Below are 20415 nucleotides of genomic sequence, written 5' to 3'. Positions count from 1 at the left end.
GCTCTGCTCCTCAGGCCGACAGCATCAGGTCCATGTTCTGCACGGCAGCGCCCGAAGCGCCTTTGCCGAGATTGTCGAGCAGAGCCACGAGGTTGACGTGTTCGCCGCCGGGTGTGCCGAAGACGAAGAGCTTCATGCGGTCTGTGCCCGCGAGTTCGACGGCATCGACGCGGGGCAGGGCGGCGCTGGTTTCCAGCGGTACGACCTCGACGATCGACTGGCCCGCATAATGCGCAAAGAGCGCGCCGTGGATGCTCTCGAGCGTCGCACCGTTGCCGACGTCTTCGAGAAACAGCGGAACCTGCACGATCATGCCCTGCGGAAACTTGCCGACGGAGGGCGAGAACAGCGGCGTGCGTTCCAGCATGCCATGGGTCTTCATCTCGGCCACATGCTTGTGCTTCAGCGGCAGGCCGTAGAGGAAGCCGGGCGAGGTGATGGGATCGGGGTTCGCAGGGTCTTCGATCTGGGCGATCATCTGCTTGCCGCCGCCGGTATAGCCGGAGATCGCGTTGACACTGACCGGATAGTTTTCCGGCAGGATGCCTGCCTGCCGCAACGGCCGCACGAGGCCGATGGCGCCGGTCGGGTAGCAGCCGGGATTGGCGACGAGGCGCGAGGCGCGAATCTTGTCGGCCTGCGCCGCATCCATTTCCGCAAAACCATAGGCCCAGTCAGGCGCGACACGGTAGGCGGTGGACGTGTCGATGATACGGACGCTGTTGTTGCCGGCCAGCATGGCGACGGCCTGGCGCGACGCATCGTCGGGAAGGCAGAGAATGGCGATGTCGGCGCTGTTCAGAAGGTCTTCGCGCAGCGCCGCATTGCGCCGCTCGGCCTCCGGGATCGACAGAAGCTCGACATCCTTGCGATCGGCCATGCGGGCGCGGATCTGCAGCCCTGTGGTGCCGTGTTCGCCATCGATGAAGATCTTAGCCGTCATGTCTTTGTCCCGTCGGTTCAAGGGGTTGGGCGCAAGCCCGGACTCAGTCTATCACGTCGTTGATTCAGTTTGATAACAGTCCGGCGACGATGACCGCCCGCTTGCAAGCCGCTCTGCGCGCAGGCCGAGCATATACATCGCGACGGCGGAAGCGGCAATGGCGGTGATATCGGCATGGTCGTAGGCGGGCGCCACCTCGACCACGTCGGACCCGCGAATGTCGAGCGGCGCCAGCTGCCGCAGCACCGACAGGAGCTTCGCGCTCGAAAACCCGCCGGAGACCGGTGTGCCCGTGCCCGGCGCGAAGGCCGGATCGAGGCAGTCGATATCGACGGTGAGGTAGGTGGCGGAACCCCCGGTATGCGCAAGGATGTCTGCCGCAATGGCGGAGGCGCTCATCTCCTCGACGGCTTCGCCATAGAGAATGCGAATGCCGAAATCCTCCGGCGCATGTGTGCGGATGCCAACCTGAATCGAGCGTGCGGGATCGATGAGACCCTCGCGCACGGCGCTCCCGACGAATGATCCGTGATCGATCCGCCCTTCCGCATCGGGCCACGTATCCTGATGCGCGTCGAACTGGACGAGGGCCAGAGGCCCGTGCTTGGCGGCATGCGCCCGCAACAGCGGCAAGGTGATGAAATGGTCGCCGCCGAGCGTCAGCAGATAGGGCACGGACCCGATGATGCCCGCGGCCTCCCGCGCAATCGTGGCCGGCGTCTTGTCGTGACGCCCATAGTCGAGCAGGCAGTCGCCTGCATCGATCACGGCCATTTCGGCAAAGAGGTCGCGCTGGAACGGATATTGCGGATCATTGTCGAAAATGGCCGACGCCCGACGAATGGCCTGCGGTCCGAAGCGGGCACCCGGCCGGTTGGACGTCGCCGCGTCGAACGGAATGCCCCAGACGACGGCATCGACACCCGAAAATGTCTTGCTGTATCGGCGGCGCATGAAGGACAGAATGCCCGCATGCGTGGGGTCGGTGGCGGCGCTGAACAGCGAACCGGCTGTGATGGCGTGATCGATCGATTTGGCGGCCATGAGAACTCCGTGGGATTTCCCGAGAAGACTATCGTAGGAGAGCCGTCATCGGGAAGAGAGATCCCGGATATTCAGCGCGGGTGGCCATACAAACGAAAAAGGCGGAGCCGAAGCCCCGCCTTTGACAATTCCAAAATGCCCGAAGCGATTAACGCTTGGAGAACTGGAACGAACGACGGGCCTTCGCCTTGCCGTACTTCTTACGCTCGACGACGCGGCTGTCGCGGGTCAGGAAGCCACCCTTCTTGAGAACCGGACGCAGGCCGGGTTCGTAGTAGGTGAGAGCCTTGGAAATGCCGTGACGGACGGCACCGGCCTGACCGGAGAGACCGCCGCCGGCAACCGTGGCGTCGATGTCGAACTGGCCGTCACGAGCAGCTGCGAAGATCGGCTGACGCAGAATCATCTGCAGAACCGGACGCGCGAAATACTCGAGATAGGCCTTGCCGTTGACGGTGATCTTGCCGGAGCCCGGCTTGACCCAGACGCGGGCAACGGCGTTCTTGCGCTTGCCGGTCGCGTAGGAGCGGCCCTGGGCGTCGATCTTCTTGACATGAACGGGAGCAGCGTTGCTGGCTTCCGCGACCGTGCCAAGTTCTTTTAGAGAGGAGAGGTCGGCCACGATCAGGCGCTCCTTACGTTCTTCGTGTTCAGCTTGGCGACGTCGAGGACGGTCGGCTGCTGGGCTTCATGCGGATGGTTCGTGCCTGCGTAGACGCGAAGGTTCTTCATCTGGCGACGGCCGAGAGGACCGCGGGGAACCATGCGCTCGACAGCCTTCTCGAGAACGCGCTCCGGGAAGCGGCCTTCGATGATCTGGCGCGCAGTGCGCTCCTTGATGCCGCCGGGGTAGCCGGTGTGCCAGTAGTACTTCTTGTCGGTGTACTTCTTGCCGGTGAGCACGGCCTTCTCGGCATTGATGACGATGACGTTGTCGCCGTCGTCGACATGCGGAGTGTAGGTGACCTTATGCTTGCCGCGCAGGATGTTGGCGATGATGGTCGCGACGCGACCCACAACGAGGCCTTCGGCGTCGATGAGGATCCACTTCTTCTCCACCTCTGCAGGCTTCTGAACGAAGGTTGACATGATGAAACTCTTTCGTTTGGGACCCGATACGTTTCCGCCGGGCGTTTTTTGTTGCTTGATTTGCAAGATCCGACCCGAGGGAAGATCTGCAAAAACGAACGCGGACGTGACCGCCCGCGAACAGGGTGGCTTATAAGGGGAGGTCGGTTCGTCCGTCAATAGCCGAGAAGAGGTAGCGTCTCGCGCGTATCCAAGGAAAACAATGGGTTAGTAGTGTGGTTTTATGATACCACAAGAAATACCGCCGATTTTGCGTGGCTGGACCCGCTGTTGCGGCACATTTACCGCCGTTCGGCTTGAAAGCGGAAAGCAGCCGGCGTAGCTGGAGACCACGTTTTCGCCCCTTCAGAAGGAGCCGACATGGCCGAGATTGTTTCCCTGCGCCCTCAGGAACCCCGCGACCTCGTGCTGCGGGAACGCGAGGGCAGCGTGCTGCGCCTGACGCTGAACCACCCGCCGCTCAACGCGCTTTCGACGGCGGTCATCGAGGCGCTGCTGGCTGAACTCGACACGGCGGCAGCGGATGCCGCGCTCCGCGTGATCATCATCGCCGCGACCGGACCCGTGTTCTCGGCGGGTCTCGATCTCGATGAACTGACGCGGCGGCGCGGGGAGGAGGATGGGGGCCGTGATGCGTTCGAGGCGGCTTTTACCCTCTCGGCGCGGTTGATGACGACGATCTCGGCGCTCCCGCAGCCTGTCATTGCCGAGATAGACGGTCTGGCGACGGCGGCGGGGTGCGAACTGGTTGCGGCGTGCGATCTCGCGATCTGCACGGACACCGCGACGTTCTGCGCGCCGGGCGTCAATATCGGCGTTGCCCCGATGGGCGCGGTCGTGGCTTTGGCGCGCGCAGCCAGCCGGAAGCAGGCGATGGAAATGTTGCTGACCGGCGAGACGATCGACGCGTCCACGGCAAAGGATTTCGGCCTCGTGAACCGTATCGTGCCCAAGCCGTATCTGCGGCAGGTGGTGGACAAGTATGCCGCCGTCATCGCCTCGAAGTCGCAGGATGCGCAGCGGGCGGTAAAGGCCGCTTTCGACCGGCAGGCATCGATGTCGCTTGAACAAGCCTATGCCGAGGCCGCGAAGGCGGAGGCTGAAAGCGCGATGACGCCGGATGCTGTCGAAGGCATGGAGGCATTTCTAACGAACCGCGCGCCTCTCTGGCCCAGGTCCTAGCGACCGTCAGGCGAGCTTCAGAAGCAGCGCGCCGAATGCGATCAGGCAGGCCGCCGCGATGCGGAAGGGGCTGATGCGCTCCTTCAATACTGTGACGGAGATGACGATCGCAAAGAGGATCGAAGTCTCGCGGAGGGCTGCGACGGTTGCGACCGGCGCTTTCGTCATCGCCCAGAGCGCGATGCCGTAGGAGCCGATGGAGCCCGCGCCGCCCACGATTCCCCGCCAGCCGTTGTGCCGGATATGGCGCAATACGGGTGCCGCGCCGCGCCGCGAGATCGCCCAGCCGAAGAGCAGAACGGGCGGCAGCAGCGCCATCCACAGCGTGTAGGAGATGGCATTGCCCGACAGCCGCGCGCCGATACCATCGACATAGGTATAGGCGGCGATGAACACGGCATTGGCGAGGGCGAGAACGATGGCCCGTGTTCCGCTTCGCCGCGCCTCGAAGGCCAGCGTGAAGATGCCGGCGGAGATGGCGAGGATGCCCAGGAAAGCGCCCTTTGTGAGCCTTTCCCCGACGATCATGCTGCTGGTCGCAGCAATGAGCAGCGGCGCGCCGCCCCGCATCAACGGATAGACCAATCCGATATCGCCGGCCGTGTAGGCGGCGGCCACGAGATGGAAATAGCCGAACTGCAGAAAGGCCGAAGCAAGTAGAAACGGCACCGCCCGCGCATCCGGCAGCGGCATGAAGGGCAGAATGGGCAGGGCGATGACGGCAGCGCCGAGCGCGATCATCGCCGCATCCAGCGATTTGTCCGTCCCTGCCTTCACCATCGCATTCCACCCGGCATGCAGCAGGGCGCCGAAGAGAACGAAGAGGAGGACGTCGAGCGGCACGGGAAACCGAAGGGCGAGGGTGGCGGAAGCGCACCTTCTTTGTGGCAAGCGAGAGACCGGATCGCAAGCACGGCGATGTGTCCGTGCGACAGTTTTATGACAGGAACAGCGCTTTACAACGATGCCAAAAGTTTTTCCCTTGGGAAAGATGCGTTTTCTCTGGAACCGCGCAGGTCACCCTCATCTTTTCCGTTGGAAAGATGGGAAATGCGCGCCAGAAAGAAGATGCAGGAGGCTATCATGAATCACGATCAATACCCGGACATCTACCTCACCGACATTCTGCGCTCGACGCGGACGATCGCGCTCGTCGGCGCCTCGGCCAACCCGGAGCGCCCGAGTTACCGGGTGATGGGTTTCCTGCTGCGCAAGGGCTACATCGTCCACCCCGTTAACCCGGGCCTTGCAGACCGCCAGCTCCAGGGCCGCACCGTCTACGCTCGTCTGGCCGATATACCGGAGCCCATCGACATGATCGACGTCTTCCGCGCCGCCGACGCCCTGCCGGCGCTTGTGGACGAAATCCTGGCGCTCGATCCGTTGCCGAAGGCCATCTGGGGCCAGCTCTCGGTCCGCGACGATGCAGCGGCGAAGAAGGCGGAAGCGCGTGGTATCAAGGTGGTGATGGATCGGTGCCCGGCGATTGAGTATCCCCGGCTTGTGGGGTGATTGGGCACCGATCCCCGGACTGCAATTCGTCTACCGGGAGGGCATTTCGCCAAACGCGCCTTGCACCGATAAATTGGAGATGCGTTATTTAGAGAATTGAAATGCTGTTGTGGTATCCGAGACGGTAGAAGCCCGAACTGCAGATAGAATAAGCACCGTTTGCATATACGGGTGTTTTATCCGCAGGGCCGTCGTCACGTGATGTGGGAAAGTGGTTCCTTGTTTACGCAGCAGCAACTGATGTCCATCCTTTCCTCGCTTCCGGACCCCGCGTTCATCCTGACGCGAAGCGGCCGGTATGCGGCGATATTCGGAGGGCGCGATCTGAGGCACTATCATGACAGCAGCGGTCTTGTGGGACGCAGCATATCCGAGGTGGTGAAGGAGGAGAAGGCAAAGTGGTTCATTGCTGAAATTGAAAAGGCGCTGGAAAGCAGTGGCCTCCAGATCGTCGAATACGAACTCAGCGGCAGTGACATTAACGGAGCCGGCGACGGACCGAGCCACTCACTCTGGTTCGAAGGCCGCATCCAGGCGCTCGATTTTCAGGTAGAGGGCGAGTCTGCCGTCGTCTGGGTGGCGAGCAACATCACGGACAAGAACGAGATTCAGCAAGAGTTGCGCCAACTCAGCGAGACCGACGCCCTGACGGGGCTCTACAACCGGCGGAAGCTCATCGAGACCCTGGATCGACGCCTTGAGATCTTCAGGCTGGAAGAATCCCAGACATCGGTCCTCGTTTTCGATCTCGACAACTTCAAACAGCTGAATGACGAGATGGGGCATCAGGCCGGCGATGCCGCTTTGGTGGAAATCGCTCGCCTGTGCCGACAGGTTCTGCGCCAGAACGATGTGATCGCCCGTTTTGGAGGCGATGAATTCGTGGTCGTCATGCCCAGTACGCATCGTCGCGATGCGCTGGAAATTGCAGAGCGATTGCGTGCACGCGTTCCCATCGTCCTTCGCGAAACCTTGCACCGCGACGCGACAATCAGCGGCGGCGTCAGCGAGTTCGATCGGCCGGATTGCTTTTCCAGCGATATCCTCAAACGCGCTGACGAGGGATTGTATCTTTCGAAACGCGCCGGCCGCAACCGGGTCTCGGCCCTTTAGGTGCCGATCATCGCCTGACGCGAAAGCCGGACGCCGATGTCGCCATGACTCGTCACCCGACGCCGGTGCTTCGATAAAAGAGCACGCCGTTTGCCTCTTTCGGTCCGACCGTGGGTCTGGAATAGTGTGCTGGACATGAGAACGTCGCGGCTGGCTGGGCTAGGCGCATAACAGACGCAACAACGAGCGCCGGCACCCACGCCCGCGACAGGGAGGACAAGACATGACGAACGCACCGGGGTTCCATACGCTGGCTATTCACGCCGGGGCGCAGCCGGATCCGACGACCGGGGCGCGCGCCACGCCGATCTACCAGACGACGAGCTTCGTCTTCGACGATGCCGATCATGCGGCGTCTCTGTTCGGCCTTCAGTCCTTCGGCAATATCTACACGCGCATCATGAACCCGACGCAGGCCGTGCTGGAAGAGCGCGTGGCGGCGCTGGAGGGCGGGGCGGCGGCCCTTGCGGTGGCGTCGGGCCATGCGGCCCAGCTGATCGCTTTTCACACGCTGATGTCGCCGGGCGACAATTTCATTGCCGCGCGCAGGCTTTACGGCGGTTCCATCAACCAGTTCGGACAGGCGTTCAAATCCTTCGACTGGCAGGTGCGGTGGGCGGATACGGCGGCGCCCGAGAGCTTCGAGGCTGAAATCGACGGGAGGACGAAGGCGATTTTCATCGAAAGTCTCGCCAATCCCGGTGGCACCTTCGTCGATATCGAGGCCATTGCCGAGATCGCGCATCGCAACGGTTTGCCGCTGATCGTTGATAATACGATGGCGACCCCCTACCTCGTTCGGCCCATCGAGCATGGCGCGGATGTCGTCGTGCACTCTCTGACGAAGTTCATGGGCGGGCATGGCAATTCGATGGGGGGCATTCTGGTGGATGGCGGCACGTTCGACTGGTCGGCATCGGGCAAATATCCAGCGCTGTCCGAGCCGCGTCCGGACTATAACGGCATGGTGTTGCACGCGACCTTCGGCAATATCGCCTTCGCGATTGCAGCCCGCGTGCTCGGCCTGCGCGATCTGGGCCCGGCGATCTCCCCGTTCAACGCCTTCATGCTGCTGACCGGCATCGAGACGCTGCCGCTGCGCATGCAGCGCCATTGCGACAACGCGCTGGTCGTCGCGCGCTATCTGAGCGGACACGACAAGGTGGCCTGGGTCAATTATGCGGGCCTTGAAAGCGATCCGAACCATGCGTTGCAGCAGCGCTACGCACCGCGCGGCGCAGGCGCCGTCTTCACCTTCGGCCTGAAGGGCGGCTATGCCGCAGGCAAGGCCTTCGTGGAGGGCGTCTCGATGCTGTCGCATCTTGCCAATATCGGTGACACCCGATCGCTCGTCATCCACCCGGCTTCCACCACGCATAGCCAGTTGAACGAAGAACAGCTGGTATCGGCTGGAGCGGGACCCGAGGTGGTGCGCCTGTCGATCGGCATCGAGGACGCCGCCGACATCATTGCCGATCTCGAACAATCGCTGGCAAAGGTGTGATGCCGATGACGGTTTCGCTCACTTTCGACATCACCGGCATCCAGCCGGATATCGGTGCTCCGGCCGAAGATCGCCTCATTTCCGGCGAGCCGGAGTTCCGCACATGGAACATCGAGGAAGCCCCCGGTGGCCTCTACGCAGGCATCTGGGAGGCAACGCCTGGCAAGTGGCGGATCGTCTACGAGGAGTGGGAGTACTTTCACATCCTCTCGGGGCATTCGGTGGTGACCAGCGACGATGGAGCAACCTTCGACCTGAAGACCGGCGACAGCCTGATCCTGAGACCCGGCTTCAAGGGAACCTGGGAAGTGCTTGAAACGACTCGCAAGGACTACGTGATCCGGATCTAGACGTCACGGCTTCACTCCATGCCAGCCTCACCATGCCAGATCCAGCCGCTCAAGCCCGTGGAAGTGATAGCTGTCCTTGAACACCGGCGTGCCCGCCAGACGCATCGCCGGCAGGCGTTCGAAGAGGATCGGCAGGGACAGTTTGAGTTCCAGCCGGGCGAGCGGCGCGCCGATGCAGAAGTGGATGCCGGCGCCGAAGGAGAGGTGGGGGCCTTCGTTGCGGCCCGGCCGGAAGATAGACGGATCGCTGAAGCGTCGCGGATCGACATTGGCGGCCGCGAGCATGAGGCCGATACGGTCGCCCTTTTTCAGCGAAATTCCGTCTTCGAGCTCGATATCCGATAGAGCATGGCGCTGGAAGATGTGCAGAGGTGCAGCGTACCGCATGCATTCTTCCACCGTTCTTTCGGTAGCGGCGTCGTCGGCGAAAAGGGCGGCTGGATCCGCTCCTGTTTGCAGGATGGCCGCGACCGCGTTGCCGAGCTGGTGCACCGTCGCCTCATGGCCTGCATTCAGCAGGAGAACGGCGGTCGATACAAGCTCGTCTTCCGTCAGCCGTTCGCCGTCCTTCTCGGATGTGATCATGTGGGTCAGCAGGTCGTCGGCAGGATTGTCGCGCTTCCAGGCGATAATGCTGCGGAGATAGGCATCGAACTCGGCGGAGGCCCGGTTCGCATCGTGCTCCGTTTCCAGCGAGGGATTGAACACATACATCTTCACCATGCGGTGCGACCAGTCGAGCAGGCTCGGCGCCATGTCGAGCGGCACGCCCAGCATGCGGGCGATCACGGTAACGGGCACGATCTCTGCATAGGTTTTCAGCAGCTCGACGCTTCCGTCGTTCTTAAACCCGTCGATCAAACGGTGACAGAGCGCGGCGATCTCGGGTCGCAGCGCTTCCACATGGCGTGACACGAAGGCGCGGTTGACGAGCGTGCGCAGGCGCGTGTGCGCCGGCGGCTCCAGTTCCAGGAGCGAATGGTGCTCCAGCCGGTCGAAATCGGCGAGATGCGGCGTCGGATCGGGAAGGCCGAGTTCCTCGCGGGTCGCCACATGCAGGATCTGCCGCCCGAAACGGCGGTCGCGTAACAGCGCGTTCACCTGGTCGTAGCCCGTAAAAAACCATTGTCCCGGCTCTTCCCAGAAGAACGTAGGGCAGGCCGCATGCAGTGCAGCATAGGTCGGCAGCGGATCGCGGTAGAAGGCGGGATCGTGGATGTCGAGCCGCACGTGCCGCGTGACGGCATCGATGATGACGGGAGACGGAGCGGAAGGTGTGGCAGTCGGCATTGCATGTCCAATACAAGCGGCGGCGCAGTGCGCGCTGCTGGAATGTGAGTGAGGGCGTTGACCGGGGCTGGGGCCACGTCGACCGAGCCATCGTGACCTGAAGCTCCGGCGCGCGGGAACGCCGTCTTGGCGCGTGCGACAGAAGACGATCGGCATGGCCGCGTTGTCAAGATCAGCCGTGCTGCCTGCTCGATATTCCCCAGGTTCGGGCGGTCGCCGTTTCACCGAAATCGTCTTGCAGATGCGTGGGTCGGCGGCTGGTAACATACGGCATCCCGCTTGCCGCGCGGCGTCTTTGCCTTGTCTTGCGCCATGTTCTTGCTATCTCCAGAGCGATGGAGACATCCATTCCGACCCGAAGCATCCAAGAGCGAAGGTGAGCCCTGCCATGTCGCAAAAGCCAGCCAAGCCCGTCAAGTTTCTGAAAGCCGGCAAGACGGCCGGCGGGTTGCTTGCGGCCCTGAGAGCGCGTCGCGTGCCGCTGCCCGGGCGGGAGGCGTCCGGGGGTGCGCGTGGGGATACGGTGGTCGCCTCATACAATATTCATAAATGCGTCGGCACCGACAAACGCTTCGACCCGGGCCGCATCATGGATGTGATCTGCGAGATCGATGCCGATATTATTGCGCTTCAGGAGGCCGACCAGCGCTTTGGGGAGCGGGCAGGGCTTCTGGATCTTGAGCGGCTGCACCGGGATTGTCACCTCCTGTCGGTGCCGATCGCAGCCTTCTCGCCAAAAGGTCATGGCTGGCATGGAAATCTGCTGCTGGTGCGCGAGGGGGCCGTCGCCAAGGTCAGCCAGCTGAAGCTGCCGGGTGTCGAGCCGCGCGGTGCGCTGGTGGTGGACCTCGACCTCAAGCACGGGCCGCTGCGCATCATCGCTGCCCATTTCGGCTTGCTCAGGCATTCCCGGAGCCAACAGGCGCGTGCGATCCTTGCTGCGATCGAAGAGGCCGAGGAACGGCCGACGCTGCTGATCGGCGACCTCAACGAATGGCGGATCGGCAAGCGCTCTGCGCTGTCTCTGCTCAGCCCCGTCTTCGACCACTCGATTTCGGCGGTTCCGAGCTTCCCGTCGCGCTACCCGCTGCTGGCGCTTGATCGGGTGATGGGCAGCCCGCATACGCTGGTCACGCATGTCGAGGTGCACAATTCGACCCTCTCGCGTGTCGCATCCGACCATCTGCCACTGAAGGCGCATATCGATCTTCAGGCAGCCCTCTCGACCCGCAAGGACCTTGGCGAAGGTGCGGCCCCCCGGACCGAGGCGATCACGACGGACACGACGGGGACGATATTGCCGGTGTAAGTGGCATCTGCGAAACCCGGCTTGCCCGACTCACACAAAGGCCTGCGTCCTCTCCATGAAATGGCTGATCATCTTCCTTGGCGTGCTAGCCGTTCTGGCGGCGCTCGGCACGATCTACATCTACGGTCGCTTCGGACGGCATCTTTACGGACAGCCGGCAAAGGCGATCGAGCCGGTAGAGGGGCAGACGGACATCGACCGGGAGAGCGTGCCGCTGCTTGCGGACAAGATCGGGCAGAGCGCGGTCACGCTCGTTTCCGACAACATGGACGCCTTCTCCGTCCGGGCCATCTCGGCGCGCAAGGCGGGGCGCAGTCTCGATCTGCAATACTACTACTGGCGTCGCGATCTCACGGGACGGCTTCTGGCAGGCGAAGTGCTGGCCGCTGCAGACAGGGGCGTGAAGGTCCGCCTGCTCCTGGACGACATCAATGCCGGGCTGCACGACCGCTTCTGCCTGGCGCTGGACGCGCATGAGAACATTCAGGTGCGGCTCTTCAACCCCAGCCGCGCGCGAAACGACCGCTTCCGCCGCGGGCTGGAAATGATGCTGCGGCCGCTGCGGGCGACGCGACGCATGCACAACAAGACCTGGATCGCCGACGGTCGCGTTGTCATCGCCGGCGGCCGCAATATCGGCGACGCCTATTTCGATGCGGCGGAGCAGGCGAATTTCCGGGATCTCGACATGTGGATGCTCGGTCCTATCGCCCGGGAGGCGGCAAGCGTCTTCGACGACTACTGGAACAGCTCCATGGTGCTGCCGATCGGATCGCTGCGCACCCCGCATCGCCACTACCTTCCGCGCCTGCGCCGCAAGCTCGCCAAACTCGCGCGCGGCAAGGGCGGTCGGCATTATCTCGGTCATGTGGAGCAGGCGGCAGTCGAACCCGGCCTGTTTCACGGCAATGGTGAACTGCGGTTCACCGGCGACATCACCATCAAGGCCGATCCGCCGGAAAAGGCCCATCTGGAGCGCCGCCAGAACTGGCTGATGCAGGAACTGCTGCCGCATATCACGGCGGCGGGCCAGAGCGTGAAGATCATTTCGCCCTATTTCATTCCCGGTGCCGATGGCGTGAAGGAACTGTGCGGACTGGTGGAGAAAGGCGTCGATGTGGCGATCCTGACCAACTCGCTGGCCGCGACGGACGTTGCCGCCGTCCACGGCGCCTATGCCAACTACCGCCGCAGGCTCGTGGCCGCCGGCGTCACGCTCTACGAGCTGAAGGCGGTGCAGGAGGCGACGGAAACGCAGCGTATCTCGCTTTTCGGGTCGCGCGGAGCAAGCCTCCACACCAAGGCGTTCACCATCGACGGCAAGGGCGCTTTCGTCGGCTCCATGAATTTCGATCCGCGTTCCGCCTCGCTCAACACCGAGATGGGCGTGCTCTTCACCTGCCCGTCGCTGGTGGCGGATGTCGATGCGATCTTCGCGCTCGAAACCCATCCCGGCACGAGTTTCAGGCTCTCGCTGGAAAAGGGCAAGCTCTGCTGGAACGACGAGGCGCAGCACTGCTCGCGGATGCTCGAACGTGAGCCGGATGCCGGTTTCTGGCGCCGGGTGACGGCCGCGATCATCGGCTACCTTCCCATCGAATCCCAGCTCTGACGCCACTTTCGGGCAAGCGGCTCTCGTTAACGTTATAGATGGCAGCCGACTTGAAGTGCCTACCTCTGACACTCTATGTAAAGGGGCAGAGATATTCGAATGATTCCGATACGCGAAGTGTTCGCGCATTCATGAGACGAAGGGCTGACATGACAAATCCCGTTGATACCGCTATGGCGCTCGTGCCGATGGTCGTCGAGCAGACCAACCGTGGCGAACGATCCTACGACATCTTTTCGCGCCTCCTGAAGGAGCGCATCATCTTCCTCACCGGCCCTGTGGAAGATCATATGGCAACGCTGGTCTGCGCCCAGCTTCTCTTCCTCGAGGCTGAAAACCCGAAGAAGGAAATCGCGATCTACATCAATTCGCCGGGCGGCGTCGTCACCGCCGGCATGGCGATCTACGATACGATGCAGTTCATCAAGCCGGCCGTATCGACGCTCTGCATCGGTCAGGCTGCGTCCATGGGCTCGCTGCTGCTGGCCGCCGGCCATAAGGACATGCGCTTCTCCACGCCGAATGCCCGCATCATGGTTCACCAGCCCTCCGGCGGTTTCCAGGGGCAGGCCTCCGACATCGAGCGTCATGCGCGCGACATCCTGAAGATGAAGCGTCGCCTGAACGAGGTTTACGTCAAGCATTGCGGACGGACCTACGAAGAGGTTGAACAGACGCTCGATCGTGACCACTTTATGACGTCGGACGAGGCTCTTGCCTGGGGTGTGATCGACAAGGTCATCACCTCTCGCGAGGCAATGGAATCGGCCGTCGAAAGTTGATCATGGCTTTTGTGTCGCGAATGATGCATTTGTGACACAATTGTAACTTTCAAGGGTCTTTATCCCGAGACCAAAGCCGTTACTATCGACCGTTAATGCTATCTTGAGTTCTCGCGTTTTAGCATTCGGTTTTCGGTGGGAGAGAAGTTGCCGCCGGTCCGCGTGAGAATGCGGCCGGTTCGTACTCCCGGAAGCAATGCACTGACGCTGAACGGCGCGCCAGTCTGCGGAGCGGTTTGAGTGGTTCGTTGCGTCCCGTACGGGACGCGCGGCGTGCTGGAAGGAAAGTGAAATGAGCAAAGTCAGCGGCAGCAACGGCGGTGACTCTAAGAATACCCTGTATTGTTCCTTCTGCGGCAAGAGCCAGCACGAAGTCCGGAAGCTGATTGCCGGACCGACCGTTTTCATCTGCGATGAATGCGTCGAACTGTGCATGGACATCATCCGCGAGGAAAACAAGACCTCGATGGTGAAGTCCCGCGATGGCGTTCCCACGCCGCAGGAAATCATCAAGGTTCTCGACGAATACGTGATCGGCCAGCAGCAGGCCAAGCGCATCCTGTCGGTTGCCGTCCACAACCATTACAAGCGCCTGGCGCATTCCGCCAAGGGCAGCGACATCGAGCTGGCCAAGTCAAACATCATGCTCGTCGGCCCGACCGGCTGCGGCAAGACCTATCTCGCCCAGACGCTCGCCCGCATCATCGACGTGCCTTTCACGATGGCCGATGCGACGACGCTGACCGAAGCCGGCTATGTCGGCGAGGACGTCGAGAACATCATCCTGAAGCTGCTTCAGTCGGCCGACTACAATGTCGAGCGCGCCCAGCGTGGTATCGTCTACATCGACGAAGTCGACAAGATCTCGCGCAAGTCCGACAATCCCTCGATCACAAGGGACGTCTCGGGCGAGGGCGTGCAGCAGGCGCTTCTGAAGATTATGGAAGGCACCGTGGCCTCGGTTCCTCCGCAGGGCGGACGCAAGCATCCCCAGCAGGAATTCCTGCAGGTGGATACGACGAACATTCTGTTCATCTGCGGCGGTGCCTTTGCCGGCCTCGACAAGATCATCTCCGCCCGTGGCGAGAAGACCTCGATCGGCTTCGGCGCTGCTGTCCGCGCGCCGGAAGATCGCCGCGTCGGCGAAGTCCTGCGCGAGCTGGAGCCGGAAGATCTGGTGAAGTTCGGCCTTATTCCGGAGTTCATCGGCCGTCTGCCCGTGCTGGCGACGCTGGAGGATCTCGATGAATACGCGCTGATCCAGATCCTGTCGGAGCCGAAGAACGCGCTGATCAAGCAGTACCAGCGCCTGTTCGAGATGGAAGATGTGGAATTGACGTTCCACGAGGATGCGCTGCGCGAAATCGCAAAGCGCGCCATCATCCGCAAGACGGGCGCGCGCGGCCTTCGCTCGATCATGGAGAAGATCCTGCTCGACACGATGTTCGAACTGCCGACACTCGAAGGCGTTCGCGAAGTCGTCATCTCCGACGAGGTCGTCAAGGGTTCCGCCCGTCCGCTCTACATCTACTCGGAGCGCACGGACGAGAAGGCCAATGTTTCGGCCTGATCCGGATTTATCGAACGAAAAAGGGCTCGCAGCGATGCGGGCCCTTTTTCGTTTCCGGGTCGGTAAGTCGAGCGGGACCTACCTGTTGTAAACAGCCGTCAGGCGCGTGATGGCGAGTGTGGCGCTGCCGATCATGAAGCCTGCAAGGGCGTTGCTGGCATCCTTCGGCAGATCCAGTGTTTCGACATTGAGGGCGTGCACGGAGAAGATATAGCGATGGACAGCACCGGGAGGCGGGCAGGCGCCTCCAAACCCGACGATCCCATAGTCGTTCCTGAGTTCGACAGCGCCCTTGGGAAGAGCCTCCGTGCTACTTGCGCCAGCGGCAACCTCGGTCTCTGCTGCCGGGATATCGACGATGTTCCAGTGCCACCATCCCGATCCTGTCGGCGCGTCCGGATCATAGGCCGTGATGGCGAAGCTCTTGGTACCCGCCGGCGCCCCCGACCAGGCAAGTTGCGGAGACGTGTTGCCGCCGTCGCAGCCAAATCCCTTGAAGACCTGAGCGGAAGAGAGCTGGCTGCCCTCGCTCATGGACGTGCTCGTTACCCGAAACTCCTGCGCCTCGGCCCGCGTGGCGGCACCCCCGAGCACGGAAATGGCCCCGAGCATGGCCAGCCCCATGAGGATCGACCGGCGGTTCATAAATGCGGAAGACATGCTTCTGTCCTTTCTGAAGATGGTTCAAGACACCTCAGACTAACCTTCCGCAGCGGATGCCACTTTCGTCCGACCTTCAAAATTTGTCGAAAAACGCTCAATCGCTGGCGATACGAATCGCGCGGGGCTGGATGCCGAACCGCTTCCGGAAAGCATCGGAAAAGTGGGACTGCGTTTTGAAGCCGCATTCGAGCGCGATCTGCGAGACAGGCAGTCCCGTCGTCTGGACCAGCGCGAGCCCCTTCTCCAGCCGGGTGTTCTGCAGGATCTTTGAAAATCCCTGTTCCGATCGCCCAAGCCAGCGACGAAGGGTCGCCTCGCTCATGGCAAAATGGTCCGCGACTTCGGATGCCCGCCAGGGATGGCTCAGATCCGTCTCCAGCAGATGGCGCAAGCGGATCATGGGCTGATGATCCGCTTGGGCGGGCAGACGCACGCCCTGATGCCGCAGCCAGATGAGAGGTTCGAGCAGGCGATGACGCCGGATTGCGGGCGGCAGGCCCGTTGCCGACAGTGTTTCCCGTATGATGTCGAGAATGGCGCCCGGCCGATGCGGTTCGGCCCGGATGATGTGGATGCCGGAAGGGGCTGACCGCGGATGCTGCTCGGGAAAGACCGAGTCGAGAAGCTCCTGTGAGAAGTAGACGCCCTCGGCGCGGTAGGTGGCGTTCAATACCGGGCGATTCTCCAATGTCACGATGGAGCCGGGCGGAAAGACGAGGAGGTCTCCCTCGCAGCCGATAATCTCTCCGTTGACCGGGCATGTCACGCGCTTGGAGCCAACCTCGATGAAGCACAGGAAGGCGAGCCCGATAAAGAGATCCGGAAAGGTTGCCGCCGTGGCTTGGCTGATTGACAGCAATATGACGCCGCCTGTTTCGGAGGCCTCTTCCATAGGGCGGGAATGAAGGTTCACGCAGGCTCCGGATCGAAGAGTTGATGGAGGCGAAGGAGGTCCCGCCAATCAGGTTCGCTGCATTGCACGGTCGCAGATCGGGCAAGGAGGCACAAGGTGTTCGTTCACTCCCCAAATTGCGGACATCCGTGCGTTCCCATGCCCGGCTGCTGATAACAGCATTGCTAAATCACCCCGGCAGCGCGATGATATGACGGTTTCGTGTCGTGTGCCGGAGGTTCGAATCATGAGGCGTCGAGATGCGCGGCAAGGTCCGCGACAGCAACGTAGCCTCTACTGTGCGATACGCTTCGATTGCAGCTGGGTCAGGCCGTCGAAGGGTTGAAAACGGGTCTCGCAACCTCCACTTCTGACAGTGGAAAAAGTGATGACCGGAAGCACCCTTGAAGTGCTTCGGGTAACGCTCCCGGAAACGGGACGGAAAGGAAATGACATGACGAACAAAACGTCTCCGGCAGCCGAGAGCGGGACCTTCCCAGTCCTTCCCCTGCGTGACATCGTGGTGTTCCCCCATATGATCGTGCCCCTCTTCGTGGGTCGCGAAAAGTCGATCCGTGCCTTGGAAGAGGTCATGGGCACCGACAAGCAGATCATGCTTGCCACCCAGATCAACGCCGGCGATGACGATCCGGAGCCCTCTGCGATCTACCAGATCGGCACCATCGCCAACGTGCTTCAACTCTTGAAGCTGCCTGACGGCACCGTAAAGGTGCTGGTCGAGGGCCGCTCGCGCGCGGAAATCGACGGCTATACGCGCCGTGAGGAATTCTACGAGGCGATGGCGCATCCGCTGGCCGAACCTGCCGAGGACCCGGTCGAGATCGAGGCGCTGTCGCGCTCCGTTGTCTCCGAGTTCGAGAGCTACGTGAAGCTCAACAAGAAGATTTCGCCCGAGGTTGTCGGTGCTGCCAGCCAGATCGAGGACTACTCGAAGCTGGCCGATACGGTCGCCTCGCATCTCTCCATCAAGATCGTCGAGAAGCAGGAAATGCTGGAAACGACGAGCGTGAAGGGACGCCTTGAAAAGGCGCTCGGCTTCATGGAAGGCGAGATCTCCGTTCTTCAGGTCGAGAAGCGCATCCGCTCGCGCGTCAAGCGCCAGATGGAGAAGACCCAGCGCGAATACTACCTCAACGAACAGATGAAGGCGATCCAGAAGGAACTCGGCGACGGCGAGGAAGGCCGCGACGAGATGGCCGAACTGGAAGACAAGATCAACAAGGCCAAGCTCTCCAAGGAAGCGCGGGAAAAAGCCGACGCCGAGATGAAGAAGCTGCGCCAGATGAGCCCGATGTCGGCGGAAGCCACCGTCGTGCGCAATTATCTGGACTGGCTGACGGGCATTCCGTGGAACAAGAAGTCGAAGGTCAAGACCGACCTCAATGCCGCCGAAAAGGTGCTTGAGCTCGATCACTTCGGCCTCGACAAGGTCAAGGAACGGATCGTCGAGTATCTGGCCGTGCAGGCGCGTTCGCAGAAGATCAAGGGGCCGATCCTGTGCCTCGTCGGTCCTCCGGGCGTCGGCAAGACCTCGCTTGCCCGCTCCATCGCCAAGGCTACAGGCCGTGAATACATCCGCATGGCACTCGGTGGCGTTCGGGACGAGGCGGAAATCCGCGGTCACCGCCGCACCTATATCGGCTCGATGCCCGGCAAGGTCATCCAGTCGATGAAGAAGGCCAAGAAGTCCAACCCGCTGTTCCTGCTCGATGAAATCGACAAGATGGGTCAGGACTTCCGTGGCGATCCGTCGTCGGCGCTTCTCGAGGTGCTCGATCCGGAACAGAACGCAACGTTCATGGACCACTATCTGGAGGTCGAATACGACCTTTCGAACGTGATGTTCATCACGACGGCGAACACGCTGAACATCCCTGCGCCCTTGATGGACCGTATGGAAGTCATCCGTATTGCCGGCTACACGGAAGAGGAAAAGCTGGAGATCGCCAAGCGGCACCTCCTGCCGAAGGCCATCGCCGATCACGCCCTGAAGCCTGCCGAATTCTCGGTGACGGACGGCGCGCTGATGGCGGTGATCCAGACCTATACCCGCGAGGCGGGCGTTCGCTCCTTCGAGCGCGAGCTTATGAAGCTCGCCCGCAAGGCAGTGACCGAAATCCTCAAGGGCAAGGCCACGAGCATTCAGGTGACGGCCGAGAATATCAACGACTATCTGGGCGTTCCGCGCTTCCGCCATGGCGAAGCCGAGCGCACTGACCAGGTGGGCGTGGTCACGGGTCTGGCCTGGACCGAGGTCGGCGGCGAACTGCTGACGATCGAAGGCGTGATGATGCCCGGCAAGGGCCGCATGACGGTGACGGGCAACCTGAAGGACGTGATGAAGGAATCGATTTCGGCAGCGGCGTCCTATGTCCGCTCGCGTGCGATCGACTTCGGCATCGAGCCGCCGCGTTTCGACACGAGCGACATCCACGTCCACGTTCCCGAAGGGGCAACCCCGAAGGACGGCCCATCGGCAGGCGTCGCGATGGCAACCGCCATCGTCTCGATCATGACGGGCATTCCGGTCGACAAGAACGTGGCCATGACGGGTGAGATCACCTTGCGCGGCCGGGTTCTGCCGATCGGCGGCCTCAAGGAAAAGCTGCTTGCAGCTCTTCGTGGGGGGATCAAGAAGGTGCTCATTCCGGAAGAGAACGCCAAGGATCTGGCGGAGATTCCGGACAATGTGAAGAACAACATGGAGATCATCCCCGTGTCGCTGATCGGCGAAGTTTTGAAGCACGCTCTGGTCCGCATGCCGGAAGCCATCGAATGGGATCCGGCGAAGAACGTCACCCCGGTCAAGGTTGCGGCCGATACGGACGAAACCACGACGGGCTTTGCTCACTGAGTGACATCACCCGGAGAGGCGGCTTCGCTGTCTCTCCGGGAGGCCTGTCGCTGGCGGCGGGGCCGATTCAAAGGTGTCATGAGAGCGTGCTCGCACCGTCATTCATCGCTTAAACAGTGGAAGACCGGCCCTCGCGCCGGTCTTTTTTCGTAAAATGCACCGCAAAGCCTTGCATTTCCGGGCATTCGGCGCGATTGGGTTGCCAAGGCGACCGCTGCGACACTGGCGCGGCCGCCCGAAAACAAGTGGTTTCGGACCAAGTTGAAAGGGTGGAAACATGAACAAGAATGAGCTCGTATCGGCTGTTGCCGAAAAGGCCGGCATCACGAACAAAGAGGCAGCAGCGTCTGTCGAAGCTCTGTTCGACGTGATCCAGGGTGAACTGAAGAACGGCGGCGACGTTCGCCTCGTCGGCTTCGGCAACTTCACCGTGAGCCGCCGCGAAGCCTCCAAGGGCCGCAACCCCTCCACCGGTGCGGAAGTCGATATCCCTGCTCGCAACGTTCCGAAGTTTGCGGCCGGCAAGGGCCTCAAGGACGCTGTGAACTCCTGAGCATTTTCGGGCGAAGCCGATCGCTTCGCCCTCTTTATCGCCGGGCTACGCAATCACGGGTCTGTCCCTGTATTGTATGGCCTGGCCGGGGAGGCTTCTCATACAGCGCCCCTCTCTTCAGGCCCGGGTTTT

Annotated in this window: 19 protein-coding genes; 11 read left to right on the top strand and 8 right to left on the bottom strand. The window is 61.9% G+C overall.

All coding sequences use genetic code 11. The annotated features are described in order from the left end of the window. Positions 1–10 precede the first annotated feature (10 nt). From argC to rplM, 4 genes are all read right to left on the bottom strand, one after another. On the bottom strand, positions 11–943 hold the full coding sequence (gene argC / locus BSG19_RS11570; protein WP_092987941.1) for an N-acetyl-gamma-glutamyl-phosphate reductase: 933 nt from the start codon (positions 941–943) through the stop codon (positions 11–13). Positions 944–994: 51 nt separating this feature from the next. After that, the gene (gene speB, locus BSG19_RS11565) at positions 995–1987 is read right to left on the bottom strand and encodes an agmatinase (protein ID WP_092987939.1); all 993 of its coding nucleotides are present in this window, start codon (positions 1985–1987) and stop codon (positions 995–997) included. A 148-nt stretch (positions 1988–2135) separates the two neighbouring features. Beyond that, complete coding sequence (gene rpsI, locus BSG19_RS11560) at positions 2136–2609, bottom strand: 30S ribosomal protein S9 (protein ID WP_092987937.1); 474 nt, start codon at positions 2607–2609, stop codon at positions 2136–2138. Positions 2610–2611: 2 nt separating this feature from the next. Continuing rightward, entirely contained in the window at positions 2612–3076 is a 465-nt protein-coding gene (rplM, locus tag BSG19_RS11555) for a 50S ribosomal protein L13 (protein ID WP_062596672.1), read from the bottom strand. A gap of 360 nt (positions 3077–3436) precedes the next feature. Here rplM and BSG19_RS11550 point away from each other — a divergent pair, with 360 nt between their 5' ends. After that, positions 3437–4258 carry an enoyl-CoA hydratase-related protein gene (locus tag BSG19_RS11550; protein ID WP_092987935.1) on the top strand — a complete coding sequence of 274 codons (822 nt, stop codon included), beginning with the start codon at positions 3437–3439 and terminating at the stop codon, positions 4256–4258. Between the two features lie 6 nt (positions 4259–4264). Here the strand turns inward: BSG19_RS11550 and BSG19_RS11545 are convergent, their stop codons facing one another. Continuing rightward, positions 4265–5101: an EamA family transporter gene (locus BSG19_RS11545; RefSeq protein WP_170865964.1), complete on the bottom strand. Its 837-nt coding sequence runs from the start codon at positions 5099–5101 to the stop codon at positions 4265–4267. 240 nt (positions 5102–5341) lie between these two features. On the opposite strand from BSG19_RS11545, the gene BSG19_RS11540 reads away from it, so the two are divergent. The 4 genes from BSG19_RS11540 to BSG19_RS11525 all read left to right on the top strand — a co-directional run bounded on the left by BSG19_RS11540 (position 5342) and on the right by BSG19_RS11525 (position 8737). Continuing rightward, positions 5342–5770 carry a CoA-binding protein gene (locus BSG19_RS11540; protein ID WP_092988463.1) on the top strand — a complete coding sequence of 143 codons (429 nt, stop codon included), beginning with the start codon at positions 5342–5344 and terminating at the stop codon, positions 5768–5770. A 240-nt stretch (positions 5771–6010) separates the two neighbouring features. After that, entirely contained in the window at positions 6011–6883 is an 873-nt protein-coding gene (locus BSG19_RS11535; RefSeq protein WP_244529209.1) for a sensor domain-containing diguanylate cyclase, read from the top strand. A gap of 223 nt (positions 6884–7106) precedes the next feature. After that, positions 7107–8387 (top strand): O-acetylhomoserine aminocarboxypropyltransferase, encoded by a 1281-nt coding sequence (locus BSG19_RS11530; protein ID WP_092987931.1) that lies wholly within the window; start codon positions 7107–7109, stop codon positions 8385–8387. Positions 8388–8392: 5 nt separating this feature from the next. Then, positions 8393–8737: a cupin domain-containing protein gene (locus BSG19_RS11525; RefSeq protein ID WP_092988462.1), complete on the top strand. Its 345-nt coding sequence runs from the start codon at positions 8393–8395 to the stop codon at positions 8735–8737. Between the two features lie 27 nt (positions 8738–8764). Here BSG19_RS11525 and BSG19_RS11520 read toward each other — a convergent pair whose 3' ends face one another. Further along, positions 8765–10027: a cytochrome P450 gene (locus tag BSG19_RS11520; protein ID WP_092987929.1), complete on the bottom strand. Its 1263-nt coding sequence runs from the start codon at positions 10025–10027 to the stop codon at positions 8765–8767. A gap of 388 nt (positions 10028–10415) precedes the next feature. Here BSG19_RS11520 and BSG19_RS11515 point away from each other — a divergent pair, with 388 nt between their 5' ends. The 4 genes from BSG19_RS11515 to clpX all read left to right on the top strand — a co-directional run bounded on the left by BSG19_RS11515 (position 10416) and on the right by clpX (position 15300). Then, complete coding sequence (locus BSG19_RS11515) at positions 10416–11336, top strand: endonuclease/exonuclease/phosphatase family protein (protein ID WP_139274758.1); 921 nt, start codon at positions 10416–10418, stop codon at positions 11334–11336. 55 nt (positions 11337–11391) lie between these two features. Continuing rightward, a complete protein-coding gene (locus BSG19_RS11510; protein WP_092987927.1) occupies positions 11392–12948 on the top strand; it encodes a phospholipase D family protein in 1557 nt (518 codons plus the stop codon). 149 nt (positions 12949–13097) lie between these two features. Then, positions 13098–13730, top strand: coding sequence for an ATP-dependent Clp protease proteolytic subunit (locus BSG19_RS11505; RefSeq protein WP_062596660.1), 633 nt, complete (start codon positions 13098–13100; stop codon positions 13728–13730). A 292-nt stretch (positions 13731–14022) separates the two neighbouring features. Beyond that, the gene (clpX, locus tag BSG19_RS11500) at positions 14023–15300 is read left to right on the top strand and encodes an ATP-dependent Clp protease ATP-binding subunit ClpX (RefSeq protein WP_092987925.1); all 1278 of its coding nucleotides are present in this window, start codon (positions 14023–14025) and stop codon (positions 15298–15300) included. Positions 15301–15378: 78 nt separating this feature from the next. On the opposite strand, the gene BSG19_RS11495 is transcribed toward clpX, so the two are convergent. Then, positions 15379–15960, bottom strand: coding sequence for a YbhB/YbcL family Raf kinase inhibitor-like protein (locus tag BSG19_RS11495; RefSeq protein ID WP_280142401.1), 582 nt, complete (start codon positions 15958–15960; stop codon positions 15379–15381). Positions 15961–16057: 97 nt separating this feature from the next. Next, positions 16058–16876 carry a helix-turn-helix transcriptional regulator gene (locus tag BSG19_RS11490; protein ID WP_244529208.1) on the bottom strand — a complete coding sequence of 273 codons (819 nt, stop codon included), beginning with the start codon at positions 16874–16876 and terminating at the stop codon, positions 16058–16060. Positions 16877–17309: 433 nt separating this feature from the next. Between BSG19_RS11490 and lon the strand changes: the two genes are divergently transcribed. Together lon and hupB are read left to right on the top strand one after the other, a co-directional pair. Next, positions 17310–19730 (top strand): endopeptidase La, encoded by a 2421-nt coding sequence (lon, locus tag BSG19_RS11485; RefSeq protein ID WP_244529207.1) that lies wholly within the window; start codon positions 17310–17312, stop codon positions 19728–19730. Positions 19731–20007: 277 nt separating this feature from the next. Then, complete coding sequence (hupB, locus tag BSG19_RS11480) at positions 20008–20283, top strand: DNA-binding protein HupB (protein WP_062468444.1); 276 nt, start codon at positions 20008–20010, stop codon at positions 20281–20283. Positions 20284–20415 lie beyond the last annotated feature (132 nt).

This window comes from Rhizobium sp. NFR03 (assembly GCF_900111275.1).
In the GTDB taxonomy this organism is placed as follows: Bacteria; Pseudomonadota; Alphaproteobacteria; order Rhizobiales; family Rhizobiaceae; genus Ferranicluibacter.
Note: the sequence above shows the minus strand (reverse complement) of the source record. Positions and strands in the feature narration are given on the sequence as shown.

Bases quoted from the DNA above. Each gene is read 5' to 3' on its own strand.
- BSG19_RS11520 (WP_092987929.1), bottom strand. From the start codon at position 10,027: ATGCCGACTGCCACACCTTCCGCTCCGTCTCCCGTCATCATCGATGCC.
- BSG19_RS11515 (WP_139274758.1), top strand. From the start codon at position 10,416: ATGTCGCAAAAGCCAGCCAAGCCCGTCAAGTTTCTGAAAGCCGGCAAG.
- BSG19_RS11505 (WP_062596660.1), top strand. From the start codon at position 13,098: ATGACAAATCCCGTTGATACCGCTATGGCGCTCGTGCCGATGGTCGTC.
- BSG19_RS11495 (WP_280142401.1), bottom strand. From the start codon at position 15,960: ATGTCTTCCGCATTTATGAACCGCCGGTCGATCCTCATGGGGCTGGCC.
- BSG19_RS11540 (WP_092988463.1), top strand. From the start codon at position 5,342: ATGAATCACGATCAATACCCGGACATCTACCTCACCGACATTCTGCGC.
- BSG19_RS11510 (WP_092987927.1), top strand. From the start codon at position 11,392: ATGAAATGGCTGATCATCTTCCTTGGCGTGCTAGCCGTTCTGGCGGCG.
- BSG19_RS11535 (WP_244529209.1), top strand. From the start codon at position 6,011: ATGTCCATCCTTTCCTCGCTTCCGGACCCCGCGTTCATCCTGACGCGA.
- rplM (WP_062596672.1), bottom strand. From the start codon at position 3,076: ATGTCAACCTTCGTTCAGAAGCCTGCAGAGGTGGAGAAGAAGTGGATC.
- hupB (WP_062468444.1), top strand. From the start codon at position 20,008: ATGAACAAGAATGAGCTCGTATCGGCTGTTGCCGAAAAGGCCGGCATC.
- argC (WP_092987941.1), bottom strand. From the start codon at position 943: ATGACGGCTAAGATCTTCATCGATGGCGAACACGGCACCACAGGGCTG.
- lon (WP_244529207.1), top strand. From the start codon at position 17,310: ATGACGAACAAAACGTCTCCGGCAGCCGAGAGCGGGACCTTCCCAGTC.
- speB (WP_092987939.1), bottom strand. From the start codon at position 1,987: ATGGCCGCCAAATCGATCGATCACGCCATCACAGCCGGTTCGCTGTTC.
- BSG19_RS11550 (WP_092987935.1), top strand. From the start codon at position 3,437: ATGGCCGAGATTGTTTCCCTGCGCCCTCAGGAACCCCGCGACCTCGTG.
- clpX (WP_092987925.1), top strand. From the start codon at position 14,023: ATGAGCAAAGTCAGCGGCAGCAACGGCGGTGACTCTAAGAATACCCTG.
- BSG19_RS11525 (WP_092988462.1), top strand. From the start codon at position 8,393: ATGACGGTTTCGCTCACTTTCGACATCACCGGCATCCAGCCGGATATC.
- BSG19_RS11530 (WP_092987931.1), top strand. From the start codon at position 7,107: ATGACGAACGCACCGGGGTTCCATACGCTGGCTATTCACGCCGGGGCG.